The organism is Pseudomonas sessilinigenes (assembly GCF_003850565.1).
Classification (GTDB): Bacteria; Pseudomonadota; Gammaproteobacteria; order Pseudomonadales; family Pseudomonadaceae; genus Aquipseudomonas; species Aquipseudomonas sessilinigenes.
The window spans coordinates 808,194-831,303 of the sequence record NZ_CP027706.1; the positions used below are offsets into that span (position 1 = coordinate 808,194).

The window sequence follows — 23,110 nt, forward strand, 5'->3', positions numbered from 1 at the left end:
ATGACACAACGTTCGGTTCGACTTTTCGGTGCCCTGGTGTTCATGGCCTTGCTGGCCTTGACGGGCTGCCAGAGCGTGCCACCCAAGGGCCTGACCCCGAAGCAGATCGCGGTGCTGAAACAGGAGGGCTTCGAACTGACGGATGAAGGCTGGGCCTTCGGCCTGTCGGGCAAGGTGTTGTTCGGCAGTGATATAGAGAGCTTGAACCCGGCCAGCACCGAGATCGTCCAGCGCATCGGCAAGGCCTTGCTCAGTGTCGATATCCAGAAAGTCCGGGTCGACGGCCACACCGATGCCTCCGGCAAGGAGGCCTACAACACGCAGCTCTCCATGCGCCGGGCCAAGAGCGTGGTCAAGGTCCTGACCCAGGTTGGCATGCGCGAAGAGAACATCCAGTTGCGCGGCCTTGGCAGCAGCGAGCCGGTGGCCTCCAACAGCACCCCGGCCGGGCGTACCGAGAATCGTCGGGTGTCGATCGTGGTGATCGCCGACTGAGCGGCGATCCATCCAGTCGCGGCTGTAGTCCTACGGCCGCTTCGCCAGGCCGATCGGTGACCGATACGGCATGGCGGCACAAGGCTAGGGGGCACTGAACGACATGCTTCGAGTGTCCCCCATCAACAAGGGCTGGTTCTGCTCGGTCACCTCGCGGATGTAATCCCATAGCAGTGTGATGCGCTTGAGCTTGCGCAGGTCCTCGCGGCAGTACATCCAGAATTGCCGGGTCAGGTTGATTTCCTTGGGCAGCACCGGCAGCAAGCGTGGGTCCTGGGCCGCCAGGAAACACGGCAGGATCGCCAGCGAGCGGCCCTGCTGCGCCGCCACGTACTGGGCGATGACGCTGGTGCTGCGCAGGTGTGCGCTGGCCCCGGGGACCACGTTGGCCAGGTACAGCAGCTCGGAGCTGAAGGCCAAGTCGTCGACATAGCTGATGAACTGATGCTCGCCCAGGTCGCTGGGGCGGCGGATCGGCGGATGGCGATCGAGGTATTCCTGGGTGGCGTATAGCTGCAGGCGGTAGTCGCACAGCTTGCAGCACACGTAGGGCCCATGTTCCGGACGCTCCAGGGCAATGACGATGTCGGCTTCGCGCTTGGACAGGCTGATGAAGTGCGGCAGTGGCAGGATATCCACCGAAATCGCCGGGTAGGCGTCGAGGAAATGGCTGAGCTGCGGGGTGATGAAGAAGGTGCCGAAACCTTCGGTGCAGCCCATGCGCACATGCCCGGACAGCGCCACGCCGGAGCCCGAGACCTGCTCGCAGGCCATGTGCAGGGTGCTTTCGATCGACTCGGCATACCCCAGCAGGCGCTGGCCCTCGGCAGTCAGGACGAAGCCGTTGGTACGGGACTTTTCGAACAGCAGGGTGCCCAGGGCGGTTTCCAGCGAGCCGATGCGCCGTGACACCGTGGTGTAGTCCACCGCCAGGCGCTTGGCCGCGCTGCTGGCCTTGCGAGTACGCGCCACCTCCAGGAAAAACTTCAGGTCGTCCCAGTTCAGGGTGCTCAGCGAGGTGATGTTTTTTTGCATGATGGACCGGATTTTATGTGCGTTCTTATTAGAAGTTTGCACATCTATACTCCAAAAACAGTCCGATACCAACTCGCGACTCCCCTCTTTCAAGGCGCTGCAACGCCTTGGTTCCCTGCATAAGAACTCAAGAAGTCAGGAGACCCCATGAACGCTCCCCTCCAGTCCGGCGGCACTACCCTGCAGCAGGTCAAATTGCTGATCGACGGCCAATGGGTCCAGTCCCAGACCCAGGAATGGCATGACATCGTCAACCCGGCGACCCAGGAAGTCCTGGCCAAGGTGCCGTTTGCCACCGCTGCCGAAGTCGATGCCGCGATCGCTGCGGCCCAACGTGCCTTCCAGACCTGGAAGCTGACGCCGATCGGCGCGCGGATGCGCATCATGCTCAAGCTCCAGGCCTTGATCCGTGAGCACTCCAAACGCATTGCCCAGGTCTTGAGCGCCGAGCAGGGCAAGACCATCGCCGACGCCGAAGGTGACATCTTCCGCGGCCTGGAAGTGGTGGAGCATGCCTGCTCCATCGGCACCCTGCAGATGGGCGAGTTCGCCGAGAACGTCGCCGGCGGCGTGGACACCTACACCCTGCGCCAGCCTATCGGTGTATGCGCCGGGATCACCCCATTCAACTTCCCGGCGATGATTCCGCTGTGGATGTTCCCGATGGCCATCGTTTGCGGCAACACCTTCGTCCTCAAGCCTTCCGAGCAAGATCCGCTGTCCACCATGTTGCTGGTGGAGCTGGCGCTGGAGGCGGGAGTCCCGGCCGGCGTGCTCAACGTGGTCCATGGTGGCAAGGACGTGGTGGATGCCCTGTGCGTGCACCAGGACATCAAGGCCGTGTCCTTCGTCGGCTCCACCGCCGTCGGTACCCATGTCTATGACCTGGCGGGCAAGCACGGCAAGCGCGTGCAATCGATGATGGGCGCCAAGAACCACGCCGTGGTGCTGCCCGATGCCAACCGTACCCAGACGGTCAACGCCCTGGCCGGTGCGGCGTTCGGCGCGGCCGGCCAGCGGTGCATGGCCACCTCGGTAGCGGTGTTGGTGGGCAAGGCCCGCGAATGGCTGCCGGACATCAAGGAGGCCGCGAGCAAGCTCAAGGTCAACGCCGGTTGCGAGCCGGGTACCGATGTCGGCCCGGTGATCTCCAAGCGGGCCAAGGAGCGCGTGCTGGGCCTGATCGAAAGCGGTATCAAGGAAGGCGCCAAGCTGGAGCTGGACGGCCGTGACGTCAAGGTTCCGGGCTACGAGCAGGGCAATTTCGTTGGCCCGACCCTGTTCTCCGGGGTGACCACCGAGATGCAGATCTACACCCAGGAAATCTTCGGCCCGGTGCTGGTGGTGCTGGAGGTCGACACCCTCGACGAGGCCATCGCCCTGGTCAACGCCAACCCCTTCGGCAACGGCACCGGCCTGTTCACCCAGAGCGGCGCGGCGGCACGCAAGTTCCAGAGCGAAATCGACGTTGGCCAGGTGGGGATCAACATCCCGATCCCGGTGCCGGTACCGTTCTTCAGCTTCACCGGTTCGCGCGGTTCCAAGCTCGGCGACCTGGGTCCGTACGGCAAGCAAGTGGTGCAGTTCTACACTCAGACCAAGACCGTCACCAGCCGCTGGTTCGACGATGACAGCGTCAACGACGGTGTGAACACCACTATCAGCCTGCGTTGAGGAGCCTGACATGAACATTGCATTCATCGGCCTGGGCAACATGGGCGCGCCCATGGCCCGCAACCTGATCAAGGCCGGCCACCAGCTGAACCTGTTCGACCTGAACCAAAGCGTGCTGGCCGAGCTGGCGCAACTGGGCGGGCGCATTGCCGCCTCGCCCAAGGCCGCCGCCGAAGGCGCCGAACTGGTGATCACCATGCTGCCGGCCGCCGCCCATGTGCGTAGCGTCTGGCTGGGTGAGGACGGCGTGCTGGCGGGCATCGCCCGTGGCGTGCCAGCGGTGGACTGCAGCACCATCGACCCGCAGACCGCTCGCGATGTTGCCGCCGCTGCGGCCAAGCAGGGCGTGGCCATGGCCGACGCCCCGGTTTCCGGCGGCACAGGCGGCGCCCAGGCTGGCACCCTGACTTTCATGGTCGGCGCGGGTACCGAGCTGTTCGCCGCCCTGCAGCCGGTACTGGCGCAGATGGGGCGCAACATCGTGCACTGCGGGGAAGTGGGCACTGGGCAGATCGCCAAGATCTGCAACAACCTGCTGCTGGGCATCTCGATGATCGGCGTCAGCGAAGCCATGGCCCTGGGCGATGCCCTGGGTATCGATACCAAGGTGCTGGCCGGGATCATCAACAGCTCCACCGGGCGGTGCTGGAGTTCCGACACCTACAACCCGTGGCCGGGAGTGATCGAGACCGCGCCCGCAGCGCGTGGCTACACCGGTGGTTTTGGCGCCGAGCTGATGCTCAAGGACCTGGGGTTGGCCACCGAGGCCGCCCGCCAGGCCCATCAGCCGGTGGTGCTGGGCGCGGTGGCCCAGCAGCTGTACCAGGCCATGAGCCAGCGCGGGGAAGGTGGCAAGGACTTCTCGGCCATCGTCAACAGCTACCGCAAGCCGCAGTAGCCCTTTGCGTGGCGGGGGCCAAGCCCTCGCCACGAATACTGTCTCATGATCGTAGCCCCCCGAGTGGGGGCGTTTCCGGGAATCCGCGTCGGGCGGCTTCCCGTTTTTTTTGCCCGCTCAGTTGGGCCGGCCAGCCGGAGTGCGTGGCGGCGGATTGAGGCGGGTGTCGAGGCCGAAGCGCTCCTGGATCACCACCTGGTACAACCCCTTGGCCAACAGTGGGTTGATCAGGATGTTCCAGCTGTGGCGCGAGACCGAGGAAGGCACCAGTACGAAGGGATGCTCGGCCAGTAACTGGTCGGCGAATTGCTGCTGGCCGGCGCTGGGAATGCCTGGCACCAGCCAGTTGGGATTGGGCACGCTGCCTTCGTCCAGGCGGTAGATGGTCGACGGGTCGTGGATCAGCGCCCCGGTCAGCACATGGGGCACCTGGTCGAGCGCGGCAAAGCCCTTGTGCACGGCCACCTCGAGGATCGCCGTGGCAGGGTCGGCGCTGCCATATACGGCCTTGACCCCCTTGGAGTTCCAGCGCCCGCCGCACAGTTCGGCACCGATGCCGCTGTCCCAGCTGTCGGCGTGCTGCGCGGCGTCCAGGCGCCAGAAGTGAACGGCACTGCTGCCGGGAATGCTGATCACTGATAGACCCCGTATTCCAGGCGGGTGAGGAACTCATCCACCAGCTCGAATCCGATGGGGTTGGTCAGCAGGTCCACCGGCTTGTGGCCGTCCAGGGCCATCACCGGCTTGGCCATCCAGTCCTGGGCCTGTTCGCTGCTGCCGAAGACCTCCTGGGCCTTGGACAGCACCTGGGCGAAGCGTACCGCCCGGGCGCTCTGCTCCGGGTTCAGCGGTTCGTCGGGGGTCTTCAGGCGCCGGTGCAGGGTGCGCTCGGACAGGCCGATGATCTTGGCCAGGACCTGTTCGTCCTTGAGCATGGGGACCGAGGAGACGAACTTGACGATTGCCGTCAGCGGAATGCCTTCCTCGGTCAGGCGATAGATCGAGATACGGTCGTCGAACCGTGCCCGGCCACCGAGCAGGATGTCCGAGGTTCGATCCTTCAATACGGGCTTGCCGCGTCGTTTCACGGCGATGTCGCTACCGGTCAGTGCAACCATGGGCCTTACTCCTGCCTTTGCCATTTGGCAGGGATTATATAGACATTTGGCAAGCAGCGCTGAGCCGGGCGTCGGCGGCCCGGACTCGCCGCTGGCAGGCCTCAGGCGAAGATGAAGTACTTGCGTACCGTCTCCACGACTTCCCAGGTGCCCTTCATGCCGGGCTCGACCACGAAGATATCGCCGGCGCGCAAGTGGATGGGAGCCAGGCCGTCCGGGGTGATCACGCAATAGCCTTCCTGGAAGTGGCAGTACTCCCACTTCTCATAGGCCACCCGCCATTTGCCGGGAGTGCAGATCCAGGTGCCCATGATCTTGCTGCCATCTTCGCTGGTGTAGGCATTGAGGTTGACGGTGTGCGGGTCGCCTTCGAGTTTTTCCCACTTGCAGGCGTCCAGGACCGGCAGTGGATGGGTATCGCGCAGAACGGTAATGGGCTTGGGCATGCTGTGCTCCTGACAGATCGAGAACCAGAGGCCGCACCCTATAGCGCCCGGCGCCCATGGGGTTGTCTGTACTCGACACCGGGGTATCCAGAAGCGCTGCGGCCCTGCTCGCGATGACTGGCAAAGGGGGAGCCGGTGGCCTGCGGGCTTGAAAGATTCATCGGATAAACCAGGTTTTGTTAGCAGTTCTTGCGAAATACCTGAAGCTGACCGAGTTATTTCGCAAGAATCTTTACCGGCTTCGCTCGTATCATGCAGTCCGGACCGACCAAGAGCCATGCCCATGGAACATACACCCCGTTGGTGGGATATCAGCCCGCCCTTGAGCACCGCGACCCCGACCTGGCCGGGAGACACGCCATTCCAGGAAGAACGTGTCTGGCATTTCGGGCCCGAGTGTCCAGTGAACATCGGTCGGATCACCCTGTCGCCCCACACCGGCGCCCATGTCGATGCCCCGCTGCATTACCGCCCTGATGGCCTGCCTATTGGCGAGGTGCCGCTGGATGTCTACATGGGGCCGTGCCGGGTCCTGTATTGCCTGGAGAGCGGTTCGCTGGTGCAACCCGAGGACCTGCAGGGGCATCTGGACAATCTGCCCCAACGGGTACTGCTGCGGACCTATCGCCAGGCTCCGCTGGACACCTGGGACTCAGGCTTCACCGCTGTGGCCGAGGCCACCATCGAGCTGCTGGCCCGTCTCGGTGTGCGCCTTGTCGGTATCGACACCCCCTCCCTGGACCCCCAGCAGTCCAAGACCATGGATGCCCACAATGCGGTCGCCCGGCATGGCATGGCGATCCTCGAAGGGGTAGTGCTCGACGAGGTGCCTGAAGGCGACTACGAACTGATTGCCCTGCCACTGCGCTTTGCCCACCTGGACGCCAGTCCGGTGCGGGCGATCCTGCGCCCGTTGGCCGATTGATTCCTACAATAACTATGACGGCGGGCCATTCGTGCACCCTTGCCCAGGCAACGGTGTGGGCCCCAGCCGACCGAGACGAGGAGCCCACGCGATGAGCCAATGTCCTTTTTCAAGCAATCCACCGGATGAATGGCATAACGCCCAGCTGAATTTCTCCGACTCCATGAGCTACGGCGACTACCTGGATCTGGGGCGCATCCTCAGCGCCCAGCATCCGTTGTCGCCAGACCACAACGAGATGCTGTTCATCATCCAGCACCAGACCTCCGAGCTGTGGATGAAGCTGATGCTCCACGAACTCAAGGCCGCCCGTGAGCAGGTGCGCCAGAGCCAGCTGGCGCCGGCGTTCAAGATGCTGGCGCGGGTCTCGCGGATCTTCGACCAGTTGGTGCATGCCTGGGCGGTGCTGGCCACCATGACCCCTTCGGAATACAAGTCCATCCGCCCGTACCTGGGCCAGTCCTCGGGCTTCCAGTCGTTCCAGTACCGCGATATCGAATTCATCCTGGGCAACAAGAGTGCGGCGCTGTTGCGTCCCCATGCCCACCGTCCCGAGCTGTTGCAGGCGCTGCAGGAATCCATCGCCACCCCGTCGCTGTATGACGAGGCGATCGCCCTGATGGCCCGCAGCGGCCTGGATATCGATCCGCAGCGCCTGGCGCTGAACAGCACCAGCGCGACCCAGCACGATCCCTCGGTGGAAGCGGCCTGGCGCGAGGTATACGGTGATCCCTCGAAGTATTGGGACCTGTACCAGCTGGGCGAGAAGTTCATCGACCTGGAAGACTCCTTCCGTCAATGGCGCTTCCGCCATGTGACCACGGTGGAGCGGATCATCGGCTTCCAGCCGGGCACTGGTGGAACCGAGGGCGTGGGTTATCTGCGCAAGATGCTCGATACCGTGCTGTTCCCCGAGTTGTGGCGAGTGCGCTACCCGCAATGACCCAGACCAACGCCCCGCCAGCCGGGGCGTTTTCATTCCTGGCATCGCCCATTCGCTTCTCGTGCCTGTCCTGGCGCCTGCGACAGCGGCCAGGCAGGAGGTGACCGCAAAGGTGGCCGGCGCTAAAGTGGCTGCCCAAAATCGATGCTTTCACTTTCCTGGGCAGACCGCATGAGCCGTACCTTCGAACTTGAAACCCTGAACATGCGGCTCAACGACCCGGAGTTCCAGGCATTGGACCTGCATCAGCGCATCCAGCGGGCGCTGTGCGGGCTGATCCTCGATGGAGCCCTGGCGCCGGGGCTCAAGCTACCGGCGAGTCGGGTCCTGGCCAAGTCCCTGGGAGTATCGCGCGATACCGTGGAAAACGCCTACGTGCAGTTGCAGCGCGATGGCTTCATCGTCCGGCGCGAGGGCTCCGGCAGCTATGTCTGCCAGGCCATTGGCGCGCAGTTGCGCGGAGCGGCCCGCAGGCGCCTGCGCTTGCAGGAGCCGCCACGCAGCATCCGGGAGCCTGGGGGCGGCTTGAGTCGTCGGGGGCGGACGCTGTTCGAACGCGGTGGGGTCGCGGACCAGCAGGTGGTCAAGGCCTTTGCCACCGGCTTGCCGGAAACCCGCAGTTTCCCGGTGCAGGTCTGGGAGCGCTTGCAACGCCAGGTGCTGCAGGAGTACCGGGGCAATGTCTTGCTGCATGGCGACCCACAGGGGGCCGAGCCCTTGCGCAAAGCCATCGCCGCCTATCTGAACCTGGAGCGTGGAGCCAAGGTGCAGCCGGGGCAGATCCTGGTGTTGAGCAGCACCCGCCAGGCCTTGTTCCTGTGCGCGCAACTGCTGGTGGACGCTGGCAAGCCGATCCTGATGGAGAACCCGGGGTATTTTGGGGCCCGCAAGGCGTTCGAGGCCGCCGAGGTGCGCATCATCCCCATCGATGTCGATGAACAGGGCTTGCGCACCGATCTGCTGCGGGCCGATCGCAGTGGTGCCCGCTGTGTCTATGTCACGCCATCGCATCAGTATCCCAGCGGGGTCACCCTGTCCCTGGAGCGCCGGCTGGAGTTGATCCGTTGGGCCGCCGAGCACGATCGGTGGATCATCGAGGACGACTACGACAGCGAGTTCCATTACGACGGCCTGCCGACCGCCTGTGTCCAGGGCCTGGACGCGTATCAGCGCACCCTGTACATCGGCACGTTCAGCAAGACCCTCTATCCCGGCCTGCGCATGGGCTACATGGTCCTGCCCGAGGAGTTGGTGGCCCCCTTCAGTGCGGCCCGCAGCATCATGGACGGCCATACCCCGCAGATTCTCCAGCTGACCCTGGCGCGGTTCATGGAGCAGGGGCACTACAACGCCCACGTGCGGGCCATGCGCAAGCTCTACGCGGGACGCAGGCAGGCCATGCTCGACGCCATCGGGCGGCATTTGCAAGGCATCGCCAGGGCCTTGCCGCCGCCGGGAGGCCTGCAGATTCCCTGCCTGTTGGAGCCGGGCTGGAGCGAGGAGCACACCCAGCGCCGGGCAGCGAGTATCGGCATGCAGTTACCCGGCCTTGGCCGGCTGTATGTCGGCGAGCACAGGGAACAGGGCTGGTTGCTGGGCTACGCCTCCTTGAGTGCCCATGAAATCGAAGCCGCGATGGAGCGCCTGGGACAGGTTCTGCGCAAGCCCTAGGGCAATTTTCAGGGCTGGGCGCTCGCGGTGTCGCGAGCCCCGGGCCGACCGTGCATCAGCCAGTGCGCGGCCAGGCCCGCCAGCAACCCCCAGAAGGCACCGCCGACGCCCAGCAGGCTGACATTGGCGACCGTGGCAAGAAAGGTGATCAAGGCTGTTTCCCGGGTCTTGGCATCGGCCATGGCATTGGCCAGGCTGCCACCGATGGCACCCAGCAGCGCCAGGCCGGCCAGGGTGCCGATGAAGGCCTTGGGCAACACCATGAACAGGCTCGCCAGCGTCACACCGAAAGTGCCCACCAGGATGTACAGCAGCCCGCAGGCGATACCGGCGAGGTAGCGCTTGCCCGGGTCCGGATGGGCGTCCGGGCCGGTGCAGATGGCCGCGGTGATAGCGGCCACGTTGAAGGCGTGGGCACCGAATGGCGCCATGATCAGCGAGCCCAGGCCGGTGACCGTCAGCAGCGGGTTGGCACTGGTCTTGAAACCGTCGTTGCGCAGCACCAGCATGCCAGGCATGTATTGCCCGGTCAGGGTAATGACGAACAGTGGCAGGGCCACGCCGAGCAGGGCCGGCAGAGAAAACTGCGGTGGGGTGAACAGCGGTGTGGCCAGGCTCAGTTGCACGCCAGCACCGTCGATCCGTTGCTGGACGATCAACAGCGCCAGGCCGATCCCGAGGATGCCGACTACGGCAAAGCGCGAGGTGAAGCGCCGCAGCAGTGCATAGGAACCCAGCAGCACGGTCACCAACAGGGGATCGACGCTGGCGCCGCCAAAGGCATTGATGCCGAACGGCAAGAGGATTCCGGCCAGCAGCCCGGCGGCGATCCCCTTGGGGATCAGCTGCACCAGCCGTTCGAAGGCCCCGCATGCACCCAGGATGATGAAGCCCAGGGCCGAAACCAGGTAGGCGCCGATCACCTCGGCGTAGGGGGTCACAGGCAGGACCGTGGCCAGGAAGGCCGCTCCGGGGGTCGACCAGGCCGTGATGACCGGTGCCCGATAGCGCAGGCTCAACCACAGGCCGCTGACTCCGACCCCTACCGACACTGCCCAGACCCAGGAGGCCGTCTGGGCTGGCGACAGGCGGGCCAGCTCGGCGGCCTGCAGCACCAGGACGAACGTTCCACCGTAGTTCACCAGCACCGAAATCAGCGCGGCCACGGTGGGTGAGAAAAAATCGGCAGGCCTGAGCCCCTCGGTCGTTCTATTCATGCGCCATTCTCCATCCAGGGTGAGCCCCGGTCCTGAAGCTCCGGGAGGCGCTGATTCTAGAGAGCTGGCGGAGGGTCGTTTCAGGCCGCTTGAGAGGGTTGGGGCAGACCACTTTGTGGTGCGCATGAAAAAGCCCGGCCTTGGATCCAGGGCCGGGCTTTCAGGTCTTGCAGGGGCCACCCGCTAACTTAGCGCAGGGCAGCCTGTTCGGTTTTTTTCGCCTGGCTCAGGCGGTAGAACACCCAGATCAGCAGGACCCAGACCGGGATCGCGTACACCGAGGCACGGATGCCCGGGATCATCAGCATCACGCCGATGATCATGACCATGAAGGCCAGGCACAGGTAGTTGCTCAGTGGCGACCAGAAGGCCTTGAAGGACGGCACCACGCCTTGCTCGGCCATGGCCTTGCGAAAGCGCAGGTGGGTCAGGCTGATCAGCGCCCAGTTGATCATCAGGGCCGCCACCACCAGGGCGAACAACAGCTCCAGGGCCTCATGGGGAGCCAGGTAGTTGACCAGCACGCAGAGCAAGGTGATCAGCGCGGAGATACCCAGGGCCAGGATCGGCACGCCTTGCTTGTTGAGCTTGGTCAACGCCTTGGGCGCATCGCCCTGCTCGGCCAAGCCGTAGAGCATGCGGCTGTTGCAGTACACGCCGCTGTTGTACACCGAGAGCGCGGCAGTCAGGACCACGAAGTTGAGGATCTGCGCGGCGGTATCGCTACCGATCAGCGAGAAGATCTTCACGAAGGGGCTGCTGCTGTAGGCGTCGCCGCCGGAGTTGAGGCTGACCAGCAACTCGTCCCACGGGTACAGGGAGAGCAGCACCGCCAGGGCGCCGACGTAGAAGATCAGTACCCGGTAGACCACCTGGTTGATGGCCTTGGGAATCACCTTGCGCGGCTCGCTGGCCTCGGCCGCGGTGATGCCCACCAGCTCCAGGCCGCCGAAGGAAAACATGATGAAGGCCATGGCCATCAACAGGCCGTTGCCGCCATTGGGGAAGAAGCCGCCGTGGGACCACAGGTTGCTCACCGAGGCCTGGGCCCCGCCACTGCCGCTGAAGAGCATGTAGCAGCCCAGCAGGATCATGCCGACGATGGCGACGACCTTGATGATGGCGAACCAGAACTCGGCTTCACCGAAGAACTTCACGTTCATCATGTTGATCAGGTTGACCAGCACGAAGAACACCGCCGCGCTGACCCAGGTAGGAACCTCCGGCCACCAGAACTGGATGTATTTACCTACCGCAGTGAGCTCGGCCATCCCCACCAGCACATACAGCACCCAGTAGTTCCAGCCGGCGAGGAAGCCGAAGTAGCCCCCCCAGTACTTATGGGCGAAATGGCTGAAGGAGCCGGCCACTGGCTCCTCGACGATCATCTCGCCCAGCTGGCGCATGATCAGGAAGGCGATGAAGCCAGCGATCGCGTACCCCAGGATCATCGAGGGCCCGGCGGACTTCAGGACCCCGGCCGAGCCGAGGAAGAGTCCGGTCCCAATCGCCCCGCCCAGGGCGATCAATTGGATATGGCGGTTTTTCAAGCCGCGCTTGAGTTCACCCTGCTTCAAGGTTTGATCCACTAACTTGCGCTCTCTTCTAGTTGTTATCAGGACCGACCCAGGGATTTAGGCGTCGGTCTCGGCATCGTGTCGACGGGATCAGATATTACTCTCGGTAAACCTCTCGTAATACAGCTGAACACGCCCAAGTCCCTGTTCTTGCTGCCAGGTGCGGATCGAATCGACCATCGGCGGTGGCCCGCAGACATACATGTCGGCCTCGCCGCTGCGCAATTCCTCGGTATCGAAGTGCTCGGTGATGTAACCGCGCTTGCCGTTCCAGGCCGGGTCGCTGTCGCTGATCACCGGCGTGAAGCGAAACGCCGGCAGGCGCTCGCCGTAGGCGCGGATGCGCTCCAGCTCGCACAGGTCGGCACTCTGGCGCACGCCGTAGTACAGGTGGACCGGTTGCTGGCAGTCCTGCTCGACGATTTGCTCGAGCATTGCCAGCAGGGCCGAGAGTCCCGTGCCGCCCGCCACGAGGACCAGCGGACGGCTGACCTGGCGCAGATAGAACGCCCCCAGCGGCGCTTCCAGCTCCAAGGCGTCGCCCACCTGGCAGCGTTCGCGGATGTAGTTGCTCATCGTCCCATCGGGTAACAGGCGGATCAGGAACAGCAACTGATTGTCCGCCGCGGATCGGTTGGCGAAGGAGTAGGCGCGGCTGCAGTCGGTGCCGGGAATGCCGAGGCGGGCGTATTGGCCGGGCAGGAAGTCCAGCGGGGTCGGATTGCCGCCCAGGTCCAGGCGCAGGATCGCCGTGCTGTCCGAAACCTGGCGCACTTCCTGGACCGAGGCGCGGTAGCGCACCGGCTCGGCGGCATGGCACAGGCTGGAGTCGAAGTCGAAGTAGAACGCCGCATCGGATTGCACCCGGGTCTGGCAGCTGAGCATCTTGCGTTGCGCAAGGTCCTGGGCCGACAGGGCTTCCTCGTCCACGTAATCCTGGCTGTACTGGCCCGACTCGCAACGCCCCTGGCAGGTGCCGCAGACCCCTTCGCGGCAGTCCAGGGGGATCTTGATGCCGTTGCGCAGGGCGGCGTCGAGCAGTATTTCATTGGCTTGCACCGGGAAGAACAGGGTCTTGCCGTCGGCGAAGCTGAACGCGACCTTGTGCGTCATGGGGAGTGTCCGTCGAGTCAGAGGTGATAGAAGTCGAGCACCGAGTTGATCGTGTCGTTGAGCAGCAGCACGTGCTTGCGCTGGATCAGCCAGCTGTCGCCGTGGGGGACGAGGTCATAGGTGGCATGACCGTAGAACTGCTCGGAAGTGGCCAGGCGGTAGAACAACGTGTGCCAGTTCAGGCGCACCTGCAGCTTTCCTTGCTCGCCTTCGGTGATGCGCAGGTTGCTGACCTGGTGCAGGGTGCGTGGCATCGGGATGGTGGAGGCCGCCTTGCCGGTACGCAGGCGGAAGACCCGGTCCTCCAGGCCTGAGCGGTTGGCATAGTAGATCAGCGACATGCCGCGCTTGGGGTCCTGGGTGTAGACATGCTCGGAGTCCCACTGGGGCAGGTGGAACACGCTGTCCTGGGCGAACAGTTGCAGGTAGGCGTCCCAGTCCTGGGCGTCGCACAGCTCGGACTTGCGATAGAAAAACTGCTCGACCTGGTATTGCAGTTGCGCATTCATGTTCATACCTCCCGCAGTTTCAGGGGTTGGCGCTGCAGGCCTTCGAGGAGGAAGCGCTGCCAATTCTCGTGCTGGTTGACGTACAGCCCCTCATGGGTGATCTCGGTACCGGTCATGGCCGGCGCGATGCCCAGGTTCCGGGTGTTGGCGGTCGGGCCGGTGGCCCAGCGGTGATGGCCGCGAGAAACGTCGCTCCAGCGCTCCAGGCGGGCCTGGAAGCCGCGCTGGGCCTCGCGAAACTCCACCAGGTCGTCAGGGGTGCCCATGCCCGAGACGTTGAAGAAGTCCTCGAACTGGCGAATGCGGTTTTCCCGGTCGGCGTCGCTCTCGCCCTTGACCCCGATGCACTGGCTGATGATCTCGGTCTTGTTCCAGGCCACGGGGCGAATGATCCGCAACTGCGAGCTGATCTGGTCGAGGAAGAACAGGCTGGGGTAGATGTTCAGGTTGCGCAGGCGATGCATCATCCACTCGGCCCGGGCCTGGCCGTACTCCTCCACCAGGCGCGGCATGATGCTGGCGTAGCCGGAACGTACCGCCGGGTTGGGCATCTCGCTGAACAGCACGCTGTGGCCGTTGGCGAAGGCGAACCAGCCGTCGTCGGTGGCCGCATCGCCGGCCCCGAGCTTGCTGTAGTCCAGGGTGGCGCTGGCGGTGCCGTTCTCGCTGTTGACCTGCTGGCGATGCTGCACCGTGGCCACGTAGTTGTAGTGCACGGTGCTGACGTGATACCCGTCCAGGCCGTTCTCGTTCTGCAGTTTCCAGTTACCGTCGTAGGTGTAGGCGGACTTGCCCGGCAGCACCTCCAGCTCGCCGGTGGGCGATTGGGCGACCATCATGTCGAAGAAGATCCTGGCGTCACCGAGGAAGTCTTCCAGGGTGTCCGTGGCTGCGACATCCAGGCTGATGAACACGAAGCCCTTGTAGCTCTCGATACGGGCCTTTTTCAGGCCGCGGGTGGCCTTGTCGAAATCCTCGGCGTACTCGCCGGGGGCCTTGACCTTCACCAGGCGGCCGTCGCTCTTGTAGCACCAGGCATGGAAGGGACAAGTGAAGGTGGACTGGTTGCCCTTGCCGACCCGGGTCAGGGTGGTGCCGCGATGCTGGCAGGCGTTGACCAGCGCATTGAGCCGGCCCTCGCCGTCACGGGTGATGATCATCGGCTGGCGCCCGGCCCGCATCGTGACGAAGTCGTGGTTGTTGGGCAGCTCGCTTTCGTGACAGGCGTAGATCCAGTTCTTCTCGAAGATCAGTTCCATCTCCAGGTCGAACAGCTCGGGTTCGGTGAACATCTCCCGGGCGATGCGGAACACGCCATCGGCTGGGCGAAAATCCAGGCAGCTGTGGATGAACTCCTGCCATTGCTCGACGTTTCTTGCGCCACTCATGGGTCGGTACCTTTTTTATTCGGGCCAATCGGTACGATCATTAGAGTGAGTGCAGGGCGGGGGTGGCTATCCGCTTAGTCGACCAAGCGCATCCACAAAATTGCCAGGGTGGCGGTAGCCGCTGCCGAGGGTGCGAGGCCGCGTCAGGGACCTTTCGGCCAGCTCCGCCTATGGCCGCTACGCGCCCATGCGCAGGCAGCGGCAGCGGCTGCAGGGTGGGGACTTTCTACACGGTCGGCGCCAGCCGTTGAGTGAAAGCGAGCAGGGTGGCGGGGAGGTTTATCCACTTAGTCGGCTATTGTTATCCACTGGGTTGGCAGCAGCACCGGTTGGCGCAAAACTTGCCCTGCCAAACAAGACGCGCCGTCAGAGCGCGCTAAAAAATATTGCCGTGAGTGTGCCGTGATGAATAGCAAGACTGATGGGCAGTTGCGCGATATTCGCGTCGATCACTACGACCTCGAGGGCGCCAGGAGCTGGATGTCGGGCATTTGCGGCCCGCATCGCCTGGAGACCGCGACGCCCGAGAGGATCCGTTTCCACCACAGTGCCCATGTGCTCAGGTCGCGGGCCACGACCCTGGGCATCATCGAGTACGGCACCGACGTGGTGGTGGATATCGAGGACATCGAGCGCTTCAGCAGCTACAGCCTGAGCCTGCCGTTGTGCGGCGAGCAGGAGTTGAGCAAGGACGGACGCCTGCTGCGCTCCGACAGCGACCATGGCGTGATCATCGCTCCCAACGAAAGCCAGGTGCTGGCCATCTCCGGCGATTGTCGCAAGTTGCAGGTGGTGATTCCCCGGCCGGCCATGAGCGAGGCCCTGGAAGCCTTGTTGCAGCGCCCGATCCTGGACCCGCTGCGTTTCGAGCCGGGCATGGACGCGCTCAATGGCGCGACGGCCTCCTGGTGGCGCATGGCCCGACATTTCATCGGCGAGTTGGCCCAGGGCAACGAGCTCTACGAGCAACTGGCCTTTACCCGGGAAATCGAGAGTTCGCTGATCAAGGGCCTGATCCTGGCCCAACCCAACAATTACTCCAGCGAGCTGCGCGAGGTGCTTGGGGTCAAGCTGCCGCATTACCTGGTACGGGCCCGCCAATACTTGCAGGAGCATGCCCGCGAGGCGGTGCACCTGGAGGATCTGGAAGTGGCCGCCGGAGTCTCGCGCTACAAGCTGTTCGAAGCCTTTGGCAAATACTTCGCGCTATCGCCCATGGCCTACCTCAAGCGCCATCGGCTCAATGGCGTGCGCCAGGAGATTCTCGAACATGGTGCAGCGCGCAACATCTCCGAGATCGCCCTGGGCTGGGGCTTCACCCACCTGGGGCGGTTTTCCGCCGAGTACCGCAAGCTGTTCGACGAGTCCCCGAGCGCGACCGCCCAGCGCCATCCGAGTCGGTTTTAGTTCCGACAGGGCGCTTACTTGCGCTGCACCAGGTCCAGCAGGCCGTTCTGCTCCTTGATCTTCTGCAGGACGATCTCCGAGCGAATATCGGTGACCCCGGCGGCGCGGTTCAGGTGATTGACGATGAAATCCGAGAAGTGCTTGAGGTTGCGCGCCTGGACGCGCAACACATAGTTGCTGGCACCGGTGATCACATAGGCCGTCATCACCTCCGGCCACTGCTGGACCTTGGCGATGAAGGTCTCGTGCCAGCCCTCCACGTCATGGCGCAGGGACACATGGACAATGGCCTCCAGCTCGATCCCCAGGCGTTCGGCATTGAGCTGGGCGCGGTAGCCGCTGATGATGCCGTCGCTTTCGAGCATGCGCAGCCGACGCAGGCAGGCCGAGGGCGACAGGGCGACTTTCTCCGCCAGCTCCTGGTTGCTGATGCGCCCGTCCTGCTGCAGGTGATGCAGGATGCGCAGGTCGGTGGAGTCGAGCGTCATGGTTGGCATGAATCCATGTTTTTTATTGAAGGATTAGAATTTTATTCGAGATTAGTACGGGATCGCGCTGCTCTTTGCACGAAAATTCTTCTTGGCTTCGTTCATTATTTTCCGGGTTTATCCATTGCCTGCTCCGTTCGTTCCGTCGTGGAACGGGCAGGGCATCGACCAAGACAGGACTTCCAATGATCGACAAAAACCACTGCCTGCGTCTCGATGAACAAGACTCCCTGGCGCCGCTGCGCCGGCAGTTCGCCTTGCCTGAGGGGGTGATCTATCTCGATGGCAACTCCCTGGGCGCGCGCCCCGTGGCCTCCCTGGAACGGGCTCGGCAAGTCATCGAGCAGGAGTGGGGCGATGGCCTGATCCGTAGTTGGAACAGCGCCGGCTGGCGCGACTTGTCCCAGCGTTTGGGTGATCGCCTGGCACCGTTGATCGGTGCCGATGCCGGGGAAGTGGTGATCACCGACACCACCTCGATCAACCTGTTCAAGGTCCTCAGCGCTGCCTTGCTGGTGCAGGCCGAACGCGCCCCCGAGCGCCGGGTGATCGTCTCCGAAAGCAGCAACTTCCCCACCGACCTGTACATCGCCGAAGGCCTGACCCAGCTGCTCCAGCAGGGCTATTCGCTGCGCCTGGTGGACAGCCCCGAGCAGGTGCCGGCGGCCATCGACCAGGACACCGCGGTGGTGATGCTCACCCACGTCAACTACAAGACCGGCCACATGCACGACATGCAGCAACTGACCGGGTTGATCCACGAGGCCGGCGCCCTGAGCATCTGGGACCTGGCCCACTCGGCTGGCGCGGTACCGGTGGAACTCAAGCGCTGCGGCGCCGACTACGCCATCGGCTGCACCTACAAGTACCTCAATGGCGGTCCTGGTTCCCAAGCGTTCGCCTGGGTCGCCCCGGCGCTGTGCGACCTGGTGACCCAGCCGCTGTCCGGTTGGTTCGGCCATGCCCGGCAGTTCGACATGGCCACCCGCTATGAACCCAGCAGTGGCATTGCCCGCTACCTGTGCGGCACCCAGCCGATCACCTCGCTGGCGATGGTCGAGTGCGGCCTGGAGATCTTCGAGCAGACCGACATGCAGAGCCTGCGGCGCAAGTCCCTGGCCCTGACCGACCTGTTCATCGAACTGGTCGAGCAACGCTGCGCCGGGCATGACCTGACGCTGGTGACCCCGCGTGAGCACGCCAAGCGTGGCAGTCATGTGAGCTTCGAGCATCCCGAGGGGTATGCGGTGATCCAGGCCCTGATCGCCCGGGGCGTGATCGGCGATTATCGCGAGCCGCGGATCATGCGTTTCGGCTTCACGCCGCTGTACACCACCTTCACTGAAGTGTGGGAGGCGGTGCAGATCCTTGGCGAAATCCTCGACGCCAAGACCTGGGCCCAAGCGCAGTTCCAGGTGCGCCACAGCGTGACCTGAAGACAACCTGTAGCCGCTGGCGCAGCCCTATCCTGCGCCAGCCACTGCAACACCCCGCGGCACAGGGACGAGCCGCCAGATCGATCAACGCGTGCACACAACAATAAAGAGGCACTGAACGTGACCACCACCAACAAGGGTTTCGAAGCGATTTCCAATCGCGAGCACGGCCTGAGGCGGCAGCTGACCGCCGGCCAGATGAGCATGATCGCCATTGGCGGCGCCATCGGTACCGGGCTGTTCATGGGCAGCGCCTACGCCATTGGTTATGCCGGGCCCAGCGTGCTGCTCAGCTACGCCATCGGTGCCTTGATCACCCTGCTGCTGATGGGCTGCCTGGCGGAAATGACCGTGGCCCATTCCACCTCCGGCTCCTTTGGCGCCTATGCCGAGTTCTATATCAGCCCCCTGGCCGGTTTCCTGGTGCGCTATGCCTATTGGGCGGCCATCGTCCTGGCCGTGGGCGCCGAGGTCACGGCCATCGCCATGTACATGAAGTACTGGTTCGCCAACGTGCCTGAGTGGGTCTGGATCATCTCGTTCTCCAGCGTGCTGATCCTGCTCAATGCCATCAGCGTGAAGACTTTCGGCAATTTCGAATACTGGTTCTCCACCATCAAGATCGCCGCCATCGTCGGCTTCATCATCCTGGCGGTGTATGTGGTGTTCGGCTCCGGCAACCCCGACTATGGCGTGCACAACTACAACGTCCACGGCGGCTTCTTCCCCAACGGCTTGCAGGGCATGTGGATCGCGGTGATCGTGTCGATCTTCAGCTACCTGAGCGTGGAGATGATCGCGGTGGCGGCCGGAGAGGCCCAGGACCCGCAACGGGCAGTGAAACAGGCGTTTCGCGCCACCATCGTGCGCCTGGTGGTGTTCTACCTGCTGACCCTGGCACTGATGCTGGCCATCGTGCCCTGGGTCCAGGCGGGCAAGGCCCAGAGCCCGTTCGTCACGGTGATGCAGACCATCGGCATTCCCGGGGCCACCGGAGTGATGAACTTCGTGATCCTGATCGCTGCGCTGTCGGCCATGAACAGCCAGCTCTATATCACCACCAGGATGATGTTCAGCCTGTCCCGCGCCGGTTATGCGCCCAAGTCCATGGGGGCCCTGAGCAAGACCGGGATTCCGCTCAATGCCCTGCTGCTGTCGAGCAGCGGTATCGCCCTGGCGACCCTGATCAACGTGTTCTACCCGGAAAGCTCGTTCGCCCTGATGATGGCGATCTCGATGTTCGGCGCGATCTTCACCTGGTTCATGATCTTCCTCACCCACTACTGCTTCCGGCGCTATCACCAGCGCCATGGCGAGCAGCCGCTGTCGTTTCGCATGCGCCTGTTTCCCTACAGCACCCTGCTCGGGTTGTTCCTGATGGGGGCCGTGATGATCACCACCTTTTTTACCGACGCCTTCAAGATGACCCTGGTGTTCGGGGTGCCCTTCCTGCTGGTGCTGAGCCTGGCCTACTGGTTGTTCTTCCGCAGGCCCAGGAGCACGGCCGCGTTGTCGCAAGTCTGATACGCCGCTTCCCGGGCGGCCCTAGAGGCTGCCCAAGGGACACTCATCGCGGGCCTGTTGCAGGCTGCTCTGGAAGGCGTCGAGGCGGGCATGCAGCTGTTGCAGCTCATCGATCTTGAGTTGCAGCTCGCGTTTCTTCTGCGCCAGGGCCGCCTGGGCCTGGTCCCAGGGAAAGGCCTGGCCCTGGTGGGCGGCGAATACCTGTTGCAGTTCCTTGAGCTTGAACCCCAACTGTTGCGCGCACTTGATGAACACCAGTTGCTCGACGCTCTGCGCGTCATAGAGTCGGTAGCGACCCTGGCGCGGGGCCTCGGGCAACAGGCCGATGGCCTCGTAGTGGCGGATGCTCTTGATGGTGGTGCCGGACAATTGCGCGGCTTGACCGATGTACATGGCGGCTTCCTTGTGCTGTACCGGGCAGGGTCGCCGGATGCCGCGCATTATCGAACAGTGTCAGCGCCTGGCAAGCTGTTCTGCTTGGTGCAGCCAATGGGTCCGGCTGAGGTCGCTGGCGCCCAGCACCGGGCCGAAGGTCAAGGTACGCCGTGTGCGAATACCACAAAAGGCCAGGGTGGTGCGGCGCATCTGGTGCAGCCCGGGCATGTGGTAGAACCAGCGGTAGTACCAGGGCGGGGTGTCCATGGTCACCAGCAAGTCGGCAGTGCGTCCCTTGAGCAGTTGTTCCGGGAAGGCCTTGCCGGGGCGGTACTTGAACGCGAAGCCGGGCAACAGCACCCGGTCGAGAAAACCCTTGAGCAAGGCCGGGATGCCGCCCCACCAGATCGGGAAGACCCAGGTCAGGTGCTCGGCCCAGAGGATATCGGCCTGGGCTCGCTGCAGGTCGTCTTCCAGTGGCTGGATTCGCCGATACCCCTCGTGCAGCACCGGGTCGAAGCGCAGGTCGCCCAGGTACAGGCTCCGTACTTCATGCCCGGCTTGCTGCGCCGCATGGATGTAGCGCTCGCTCAGTGCCGCGCAGAGGCTGGCGCGGGAAGCATGGCCGAGAATCACCAGAATGCGTTTGCTCATTACCTTGGTCCTTGGGGAAGAAGTGCCAAGGCTAAGGTCTGCCCCTAAGGGCAGAGTCAAGGCTTGTGCAAGGCCTGGCACAGGTCCTGGGCATAGAGCGGCAGGGTGGCGAAGTCACGGGCGCACAGGAGCAAGCGCCGCCGGGCCCAGGGCTCGCCCAGGGGGCGGGTCTGCAGGGCCAGTTGCCGGTTGCGCTCCAGGGCGGCCAGGGGCACCACGGCCAACCCGGCGCCGCGTGCCACCATGCGCAATGCCGCGTCGAAACCCTCGGTCCGAATCCGCAACTGCATGCGCAGGCCCAGGTGCAGGGCCTGCTCCTCAAGGTACACCGCCAGGGCGCTATGACTGGCCAGGCCGACATAGTCATAGGCCAGGGTGTCATCGAAGCTCGGTGCGGACTGCTGGCTCAGCGGGTGATCCATGGGCATCGCCAGGATCAGCGGATCATCGCGAAACGGCCGGACCTGCAGGCCCCGGGTGTCCACCGCATCGGAGACGATGCCCAACTCTGCCGCGCCTTGGCGCAGGGCATGGGTGATGCGTTGGCTGGGCAACTCCAGGCAATCGATATCCACCTGAGGGCGCTCGCGCAGGAAGTCCGCCAGCAGTTCCGGCAAGTACTCGCTCAGGGCGCTGGTATTGCACAGCAGGCGCACCTGCCCCTTGACGCCCTTGGCGTACTCGGCGAGGTCCTGTTGCAGGTGTTCGGCATACAGCAGCAACGTCCGGGCGTGCTGGGCCAGGGCCTTGCCGGCCGGCGTCGGGCTGATGCCGCGCCGACCACGTTCGAGCAGGCCGATGCCCAGGCTGGCTTCCATGGCGCGGATCCGCGCGCTGGCCGCGGCCAGAGACAGGTGGCTGCGCTCGGCGCCAGCGGTGATATTGCCGGCGTCGAAGACATTCAGGTACAGGCGCAGGTCCACCAGGTCGAAATGCATGCGGGGCCTCCACAGCCAGGGCATCGAGGATCAGCCTCTTGTCTGGCAAGAGGCTGGCTCAGTATATGGCAGATTTTCAGCGCCGCCGGGCGAGAGCAGGATAGGCCCATGAATACCTCCCTCGCGTTTTATCAGGATCTGGGCCTTGGCCTGTCTTTATGGGTGCTCGGCATCTTCGTCATGGCCGGCATGGTCAAGGGTGTGATCGGCCTGGGCTTGCCCACGGTGGCCATGGGGCTCCTGGGGTTGGCTATGGCTCCGGCGCAGGCAGCAGCCTTGCTGATCATTCCGGCGACCCTGACCAACCTCTGGCAACTGGCGTTCGGTGGGCACCTGTCGGCCTTGCTCAGGCGTTTGTGGCCGCTGTTGCTGGCGATCGGCATCGGCACCTTGGGCGGCTCCCTGTGGTTGGGCATCGATGGCGGGCCGTGGGTGGTGCGAGGGTTGGGGGCGGCCTTGCTGCTCTATGCCCTGGCGGGCCTGTGCTTGCCGCAACTGCACATCGCCCCGGCCCATGAGCGTTGGCTGGCGCCCTTGTGTGGATTGGCCACTGGCCTGGTTACTGCGATCACCGGGGTGTTCGTGATTCCGGCGGTGCCTTACCTGCAGGCGCTGGGCCTGGCGCGGGATTCCTTGGTCCAGGCCCTGGGCCTGTCGTTCACCGTCTCGACCCTGGCCCTGGCCGCCGGCCTCGCCTGGGGCGGCCACCTGGGTGGTGCGCAGCTGGGGGCCTCGTTGCTGGCGCTGGTCCCGGCGCTGCTGGGCATGTGGCTGGGCCAGTGGCTGCGCCAGCGCATCAGCGCGCCGTTGTTCAAACGGGTGTTCTTCATCGGCCTGGGCCTGCTGGGGGGCCACTTGCTGGTCAGCGGATAGCAGAAGCCGGGCTGAGCATGTCGATGGCGCGGATCTCGAAGTCGCGCTCCAGGTACTCCATGCGCGCATCGCGGAACTGCTTCATGTGCGGCAGGTTGGAGTGCACGTCCAGCGCCTCCTGGGATTCCCAGACTTCGTAGAAGATGAACAGGCTGGGGTCCTGCTGGTCGCGCAGCATGTGGTACTCGATGCAGCCGGGTTCGGCGCGACTGGCGGCGACATAACCGAGGAACAGCGCTTCGAATTCGGCAGCCCGTTCGGGGCGCGTCTTGGCGTGGAGGATGAAGGCCTGGCGGGTCATGGAATGTGCTCGTGACAAAGGAAGTTGCCAAGGATTCTAAGACAACAATAAAGGCTTGATTCGTGCCTTTACAGCAAATGTATTTTGAGCGCCAGGGGCTTATTC

General features: G+C 64.0%; 24 protein-coding genes. 10 read left to right on the forward strand and 14 right to left on the reverse strand.

Annotation, left to right across the window (positions count from 1 at the left end; all coding sequences use genetic code 11):
- Complete coding sequence (yfiB, locus tag C4K39_RS03630; RefSeq protein WP_068577381.1) at window positions 1-495, forward strand: outer membrane lipoprotein YfiB; 495 nt, start codon at window positions 1-3, stop codon at window positions 493-495.
- 84 nt (window positions 496-579) lie between these two features.
- On the opposite strand, the gene C4K39_RS03635 is transcribed toward yfiB, so the two are convergent.
- On the reverse strand, window positions 580-1,530 hold the full coding sequence (locus tag C4K39_RS03635; protein WP_068577383.1) for a LysR family transcriptional regulator: 951 nt from the start codon (window positions 1,528-1,530) through the stop codon (window positions 580-582).
- A 147-nt stretch (window positions 1,531-1,677) separates the two neighbouring features.
- Between C4K39_RS03635 and C4K39_RS03640 the strand changes: the two genes are divergently transcribed.
- On the forward strand, window positions 1,678-3,204 hold the full coding sequence (locus C4K39_RS03640; RefSeq protein ID WP_068577385.1) for a CoA-acylating methylmalonate-semialdehyde dehydrogenase: 1,527 nt from the start codon (window positions 1,678-1,680) through the stop codon (window positions 3,202-3,204).
- A gap of 10 nt (window positions 3,205-3,214) precedes the next feature.
- A complete protein-coding gene (gene mmsB, locus C4K39_RS03645; RefSeq protein ID WP_124345681.1) occupies window positions 3,215-4,102 on the forward strand; it encodes a 3-hydroxyisobutyrate dehydrogenase in 888 nt (295 codons plus the stop codon).
- 117 nt (window positions 4,103-4,219) lie between these two features.
- Here the strand turns inward: mmsB and C4K39_RS03650 are convergent, their stop codons facing one another.
- The 3 genes from C4K39_RS03650 to C4K39_RS03660 all read right to left on the reverse strand — a co-directional run bounded on the left by C4K39_RS03650 (window position 4,220) and on the right by C4K39_RS03660 (window position 5,666).
- Window positions 4,220-4,738: an RES family NAD+ phosphorylase gene (locus C4K39_RS03650; protein WP_068577389.1), complete on the reverse strand. Its 519-nt coding sequence runs from the start codon at window positions 4,736-4,738 to the stop codon at window positions 4,220-4,222.
- Window positions 4,735-5,220 carry an Xre family toxin-antitoxin system antitoxin gene (locus C4K39_RS03655; RefSeq protein ID WP_083235739.1) on the reverse strand — a complete coding sequence of 162 codons (486 nt, stop codon included), beginning with the start codon at window positions 5,218-5,220 and terminating at the stop codon, window positions 4,735-4,737. Before C4K39_RS03655 ends, C4K39_RS03650 begins: the two co-directional genes overlap by 4 nt.
- Window positions 5,221-5,321: 101 nt before the next feature.
- Window positions 5,322-5,666 carry a cupin domain-containing protein gene (locus tag C4K39_RS03660; protein WP_124345682.1) on the reverse strand — a complete coding sequence of 115 codons (345 nt, stop codon included), beginning with the start codon at window positions 5,664-5,666 and terminating at the stop codon, window positions 5,322-5,324.
- A gap of 283 nt (window positions 5,667-5,949) precedes the next feature.
- Between C4K39_RS03660 and kynB the strand changes: the two genes are divergently transcribed.
- The 3 genes from kynB to pdxR all read left to right on the forward strand — a co-directional run bounded on the left by kynB (window position 5,950) and on the right by pdxR (window position 9,205).
- Entirely contained in the window at window positions 5,950-6,591 is a 642-nt protein-coding gene (kynB, locus tag C4K39_RS03665; RefSeq protein WP_124345683.1) for an arylformamidase, read from the forward strand.
- 91 nt (window positions 6,592-6,682) lie between these two features.
- The gene (kynA, locus tag C4K39_RS03670) at window positions 6,683-7,534 is read left to right on the forward strand and encodes a tryptophan 2,3-dioxygenase (protein ID WP_068577394.1); all 852 of its coding nucleotides are present in this window, start codon (window positions 6,683-6,685) and stop codon (window positions 7,532-7,534) included.
- Window positions 7,535-7,705: 171 nt separating this feature from the next.
- Window positions 7,706-9,205: a MocR-like pyridoxine biosynthesis transcription factor PdxR gene (gene pdxR, locus C4K39_RS03675; RefSeq protein ID WP_124345684.1), complete on the forward strand. Its 1,500-nt coding sequence runs from the start codon at window positions 7,706-7,708 to the stop codon at window positions 9,203-9,205.
- Between the two features lie 8 nt (window positions 9,206-9,213).
- Here pdxR and C4K39_RS03680 read toward each other — a convergent pair whose 3' ends face one another.
- The 5 genes from C4K39_RS03680 to antA form a co-directional block, all read right to left on the reverse strand.
- Window positions 9,214-10,422: a benzoate/H(+) symporter BenE family transporter gene (locus C4K39_RS03680; RefSeq protein ID WP_068577398.1), complete on the reverse strand. Its 1,209-nt coding sequence runs from the start codon at window positions 10,420-10,422 to the stop codon at window positions 9,214-9,216.
- A 188-nt stretch (window positions 10,423-10,610) separates the two neighbouring features.
- Window positions 10,611-12,011 (reverse strand): amino acid permease, encoded by a 1,401-nt coding sequence (locus C4K39_RS03685; protein ID WP_068577400.1) that lies wholly within the window; start codon window positions 12,009-12,011, stop codon window positions 10,611-10,613.
- Window positions 12,012-12,089: 78 nt separating this feature from the next.
- A complete protein-coding gene (antC, locus tag C4K39_RS03690) occupies window positions 12,090-13,112 on the reverse strand; it encodes an anthranilate 1,2-dioxygenase electron transfer component AntC (RefSeq protein ID WP_124345685.1) in 1,023 nt (340 codons plus the stop codon).
- A 17-nt stretch (window positions 13,113-13,129) separates the two neighbouring features.
- Window positions 13,130-13,621, reverse strand: a complete 492-nt coding sequence (gene antB / locus C4K39_RS03695; protein WP_068577404.1) for an anthranilate 1,2-dioxygenase small subunit — start codon at window positions 13,619-13,621, stop codon at window positions 13,130-13,132.
- Between the two features lie 2 nt (window positions 13,622-13,623).
- Complete coding sequence (gene antA / locus C4K39_RS03700; RefSeq protein WP_068577408.1) at window positions 13,624-15,009, reverse strand: anthranilate 1,2-dioxygenase large subunit; 1,386 nt, start codon at window positions 15,007-15,009, stop codon at window positions 13,624-13,626.
- Between the two features lie 405 nt (window positions 15,010-15,414).
- Here antA and C4K39_RS03705 point away from each other — a divergent pair, with 405 nt between their 5' ends.
- Window positions 15,415-16,416, forward strand: a complete 1,002-nt coding sequence (locus tag C4K39_RS03705) for an AraC family transcriptional regulator (protein WP_068577410.1) — start codon at window positions 15,415-15,417, stop codon at window positions 16,414-16,416.
- 14 nt (window positions 16,417-16,430) lie between these two features.
- Here C4K39_RS03705 and C4K39_RS03710 read toward each other — a convergent pair whose 3' ends face one another.
- A complete protein-coding gene (locus C4K39_RS03710; RefSeq protein ID WP_124345686.1) occupies window positions 16,431-16,904 on the reverse strand; it encodes an Lrp/AsnC family transcriptional regulator in 474 nt (157 codons plus the stop codon).
- Window positions 16,905-17,089: 185 nt separating this feature from the next.
- Between C4K39_RS03710 and kynU the strand changes: the two genes are divergently transcribed.
- Window positions 17,090-18,340: a kynureninase gene (gene kynU, locus C4K39_RS03715; RefSeq protein WP_068577413.1), complete on the forward strand. Its 1,251-nt coding sequence runs from the start codon at window positions 17,090-17,092 to the stop codon at window positions 18,338-18,340.
- Between the two features lie 120 nt (window positions 18,341-18,460).
- The gene (locus tag C4K39_RS03720; RefSeq protein WP_068577415.1) at window positions 18,461-19,864 is read left to right on the forward strand and encodes an amino acid permease; all 1,404 of its coding nucleotides are present in this window, start codon (window positions 18,461-18,463) and stop codon (window positions 19,862-19,864) included.
- 21 nt (window positions 19,865-19,885) lie between these two features.
- On the opposite strand, the gene C4K39_RS03725 is transcribed toward C4K39_RS03720, so the two are convergent.
- The 3 genes from C4K39_RS03725 to C4K39_RS03735 are packed head-to-tail and all read right to left on the reverse strand — an operon-like array spanning window position 19,886 to window position 21,831.
- A complete protein-coding gene (locus C4K39_RS03725) occupies window positions 19,886-20,257 on the reverse strand; it encodes a MerR family transcriptional regulator (protein WP_068577417.1) in 372 nt (123 codons plus the stop codon).
- Between the two features lie 60 nt (window positions 20,258-20,317).
- On the reverse strand, window positions 20,318-20,893 hold the full coding sequence (locus C4K39_RS03730) for an NAD(P)H-dependent oxidoreductase (protein ID WP_124345687.1): 576 nt from the start codon (window positions 20,891-20,893) through the stop codon (window positions 20,318-20,320).
- A 56-nt stretch (window positions 20,894-20,949) separates the two neighbouring features.
- A complete protein-coding gene (locus C4K39_RS03735) occupies window positions 20,950-21,831 on the reverse strand; it encodes a LysR family transcriptional regulator (RefSeq protein WP_068577421.1) in 882 nt (293 codons plus the stop codon).
- A 108-nt stretch (window positions 21,832-21,939) separates the two neighbouring features.
- Here C4K39_RS03735 and C4K39_RS03740 point away from each other — a divergent pair, with 108 nt between their 5' ends.
- The gene (locus C4K39_RS03740) at window positions 21,940-22,704 is read left to right on the forward strand and encodes a sulfite exporter TauE/SafE family protein (protein ID WP_124345688.1); all 765 of its coding nucleotides are present in this window, start codon (window positions 21,940-21,942) and stop codon (window positions 22,702-22,704) included.
- Here C4K39_RS03740 and C4K39_RS03745 read toward each other — a convergent pair.
- Entirely contained in the window at window positions 22,694-23,005 is a 312-nt protein-coding gene (locus C4K39_RS03745; protein ID WP_124345689.1) for a putative quinol monooxygenase, read from the reverse strand. The two genes, C4K39_RS03740 and C4K39_RS03745, sit on opposite strands and share 11 nt — an antisense overlap.
- Between the last annotated feature and the right edge of the window lie 105 nt (window positions 23,006-23,110).

Excerpts from the sequence above, each read along its gene's own strand:
- yfiB (WP_068577381.1), top strand. The coding sequence starts at position 1 with ATGACACAACGTTCGGTTCGACTTTTCGGTGCCCTGGTGTTCATGGCC.
- C4K39_RS03635 (WP_068577383.1), bottom strand. The coding sequence starts at position 1,530 with ATGCAAAAAAACATCACCTCGCTGAGCACCCTGAACTGGGACGACCTG.
- C4K39_RS03640 (WP_068577385.1), top strand. The coding sequence starts at position 1,678 with ATGAACGCTCCCCTCCAGTCCGGCGGCACTACCCTGCAGCAGGTCAAA.
- mmsB (WP_124345681.1), top strand. The coding sequence starts at position 3,215 with ATGAACATTGCATTCATCGGCCTGGGCAACATGGGCGCGCCCATGGCC.
- C4K39_RS03655 (WP_083235739.1), bottom strand. The coding sequence starts at position 5,220 with ATGGTTGCACTGACCGGTAGCGACATCGCCGTGAAACGACGCGGCAAG.
- C4K39_RS03660 (WP_124345682.1), bottom strand. The coding sequence starts at position 5,666 with ATGCCCAAGCCCATTACCGTTCTGCGCGATACCCATCCACTGCCGGTC.
- kynB (WP_124345683.1), top strand. The coding sequence starts at position 5,950 with ATGGAACATACACCCCGTTGGTGGGATATCAGCCCGCCCTTGAGCACC.
- kynA (WP_068577394.1), top strand. The coding sequence starts at position 6,683 with ATGAGCCAATGTCCTTTTTCAAGCAATCCACCGGATGAATGGCATAAC.
- pdxR (WP_124345684.1), top strand. The coding sequence starts at position 7,706 with ATGAGCCGTACCTTCGAACTTGAAACCCTGAACATGCGGCTCAACGAC.
- C4K39_RS03680 (WP_068577398.1), bottom strand. The coding sequence starts at position 10,422 with ATGAATAGAACGACCGAGGGGCTCAGGCCTGCCGATTTTTTCTCACCC.
- antC (WP_124345685.1), bottom strand. The coding sequence starts at position 13,112 with ATGACGCACAAGGTCGCGTTCAGCTTCGCCGACGGCAAGACCCTGTTC.
- antB (WP_068577404.1), bottom strand. The coding sequence starts at position 13,621 with ATGAATGCGCAACTGCAATACCAGGTCGAGCAGTTTTTCTATCGCAAG.
- antA (WP_068577408.1), bottom strand. The coding sequence starts at position 15,009 with ATGAGTGGCGCAAGAAACGTCGAGCAATGGCAGGAGTTCATCCACAGC.
- C4K39_RS03705 (WP_068577410.1), top strand. The coding sequence starts at position 15,415 with ATGAATAGCAAGACTGATGGGCAGTTGCGCGATATTCGCGTCGATCAC.
- C4K39_RS03710 (WP_124345686.1), bottom strand. The coding sequence starts at position 16,904 with ATGACGCTCGACTCCACCGACCTGCGCATCCTGCATCACCTGCAGCAG.
- kynU (WP_068577413.1), top strand. The coding sequence starts at position 17,090 with ATGATCGACAAAAACCACTGCCTGCGTCTCGATGAACAAGACTCCCTG.
- C4K39_RS03725 (WP_068577417.1), bottom strand. The coding sequence starts at position 20,257 with ATGTACATCGGTCAAGCCGCGCAATTGTCCGGCACCACCATCAAGAGC.
- C4K39_RS03730 (WP_124345687.1), bottom strand. The coding sequence starts at position 20,893 with ATGAGCAAACGCATTCTGGTGATTCTCGGCCATGCTTCCCGCGCCAGC.
- C4K39_RS03735 (WP_068577421.1), bottom strand. The coding sequence starts at position 21,831 with ATGCATTTCGACCTGGTGGACCTGCGCCTGTACCTGAATGTCTTCGAC.
- C4K39_RS03740 (WP_124345688.1), top strand. The coding sequence starts at position 21,940 with ATGAATACCTCCCTCGCGTTTTATCAGGATCTGGGCCTTGGCCTGTCT.
- C4K39_RS03745 (WP_124345689.1), bottom strand. The coding sequence starts at position 23,005 with ATGACCCGCCAGGCCTTCATCCTCCACGCCAAGACGCGCCCCGAACGG.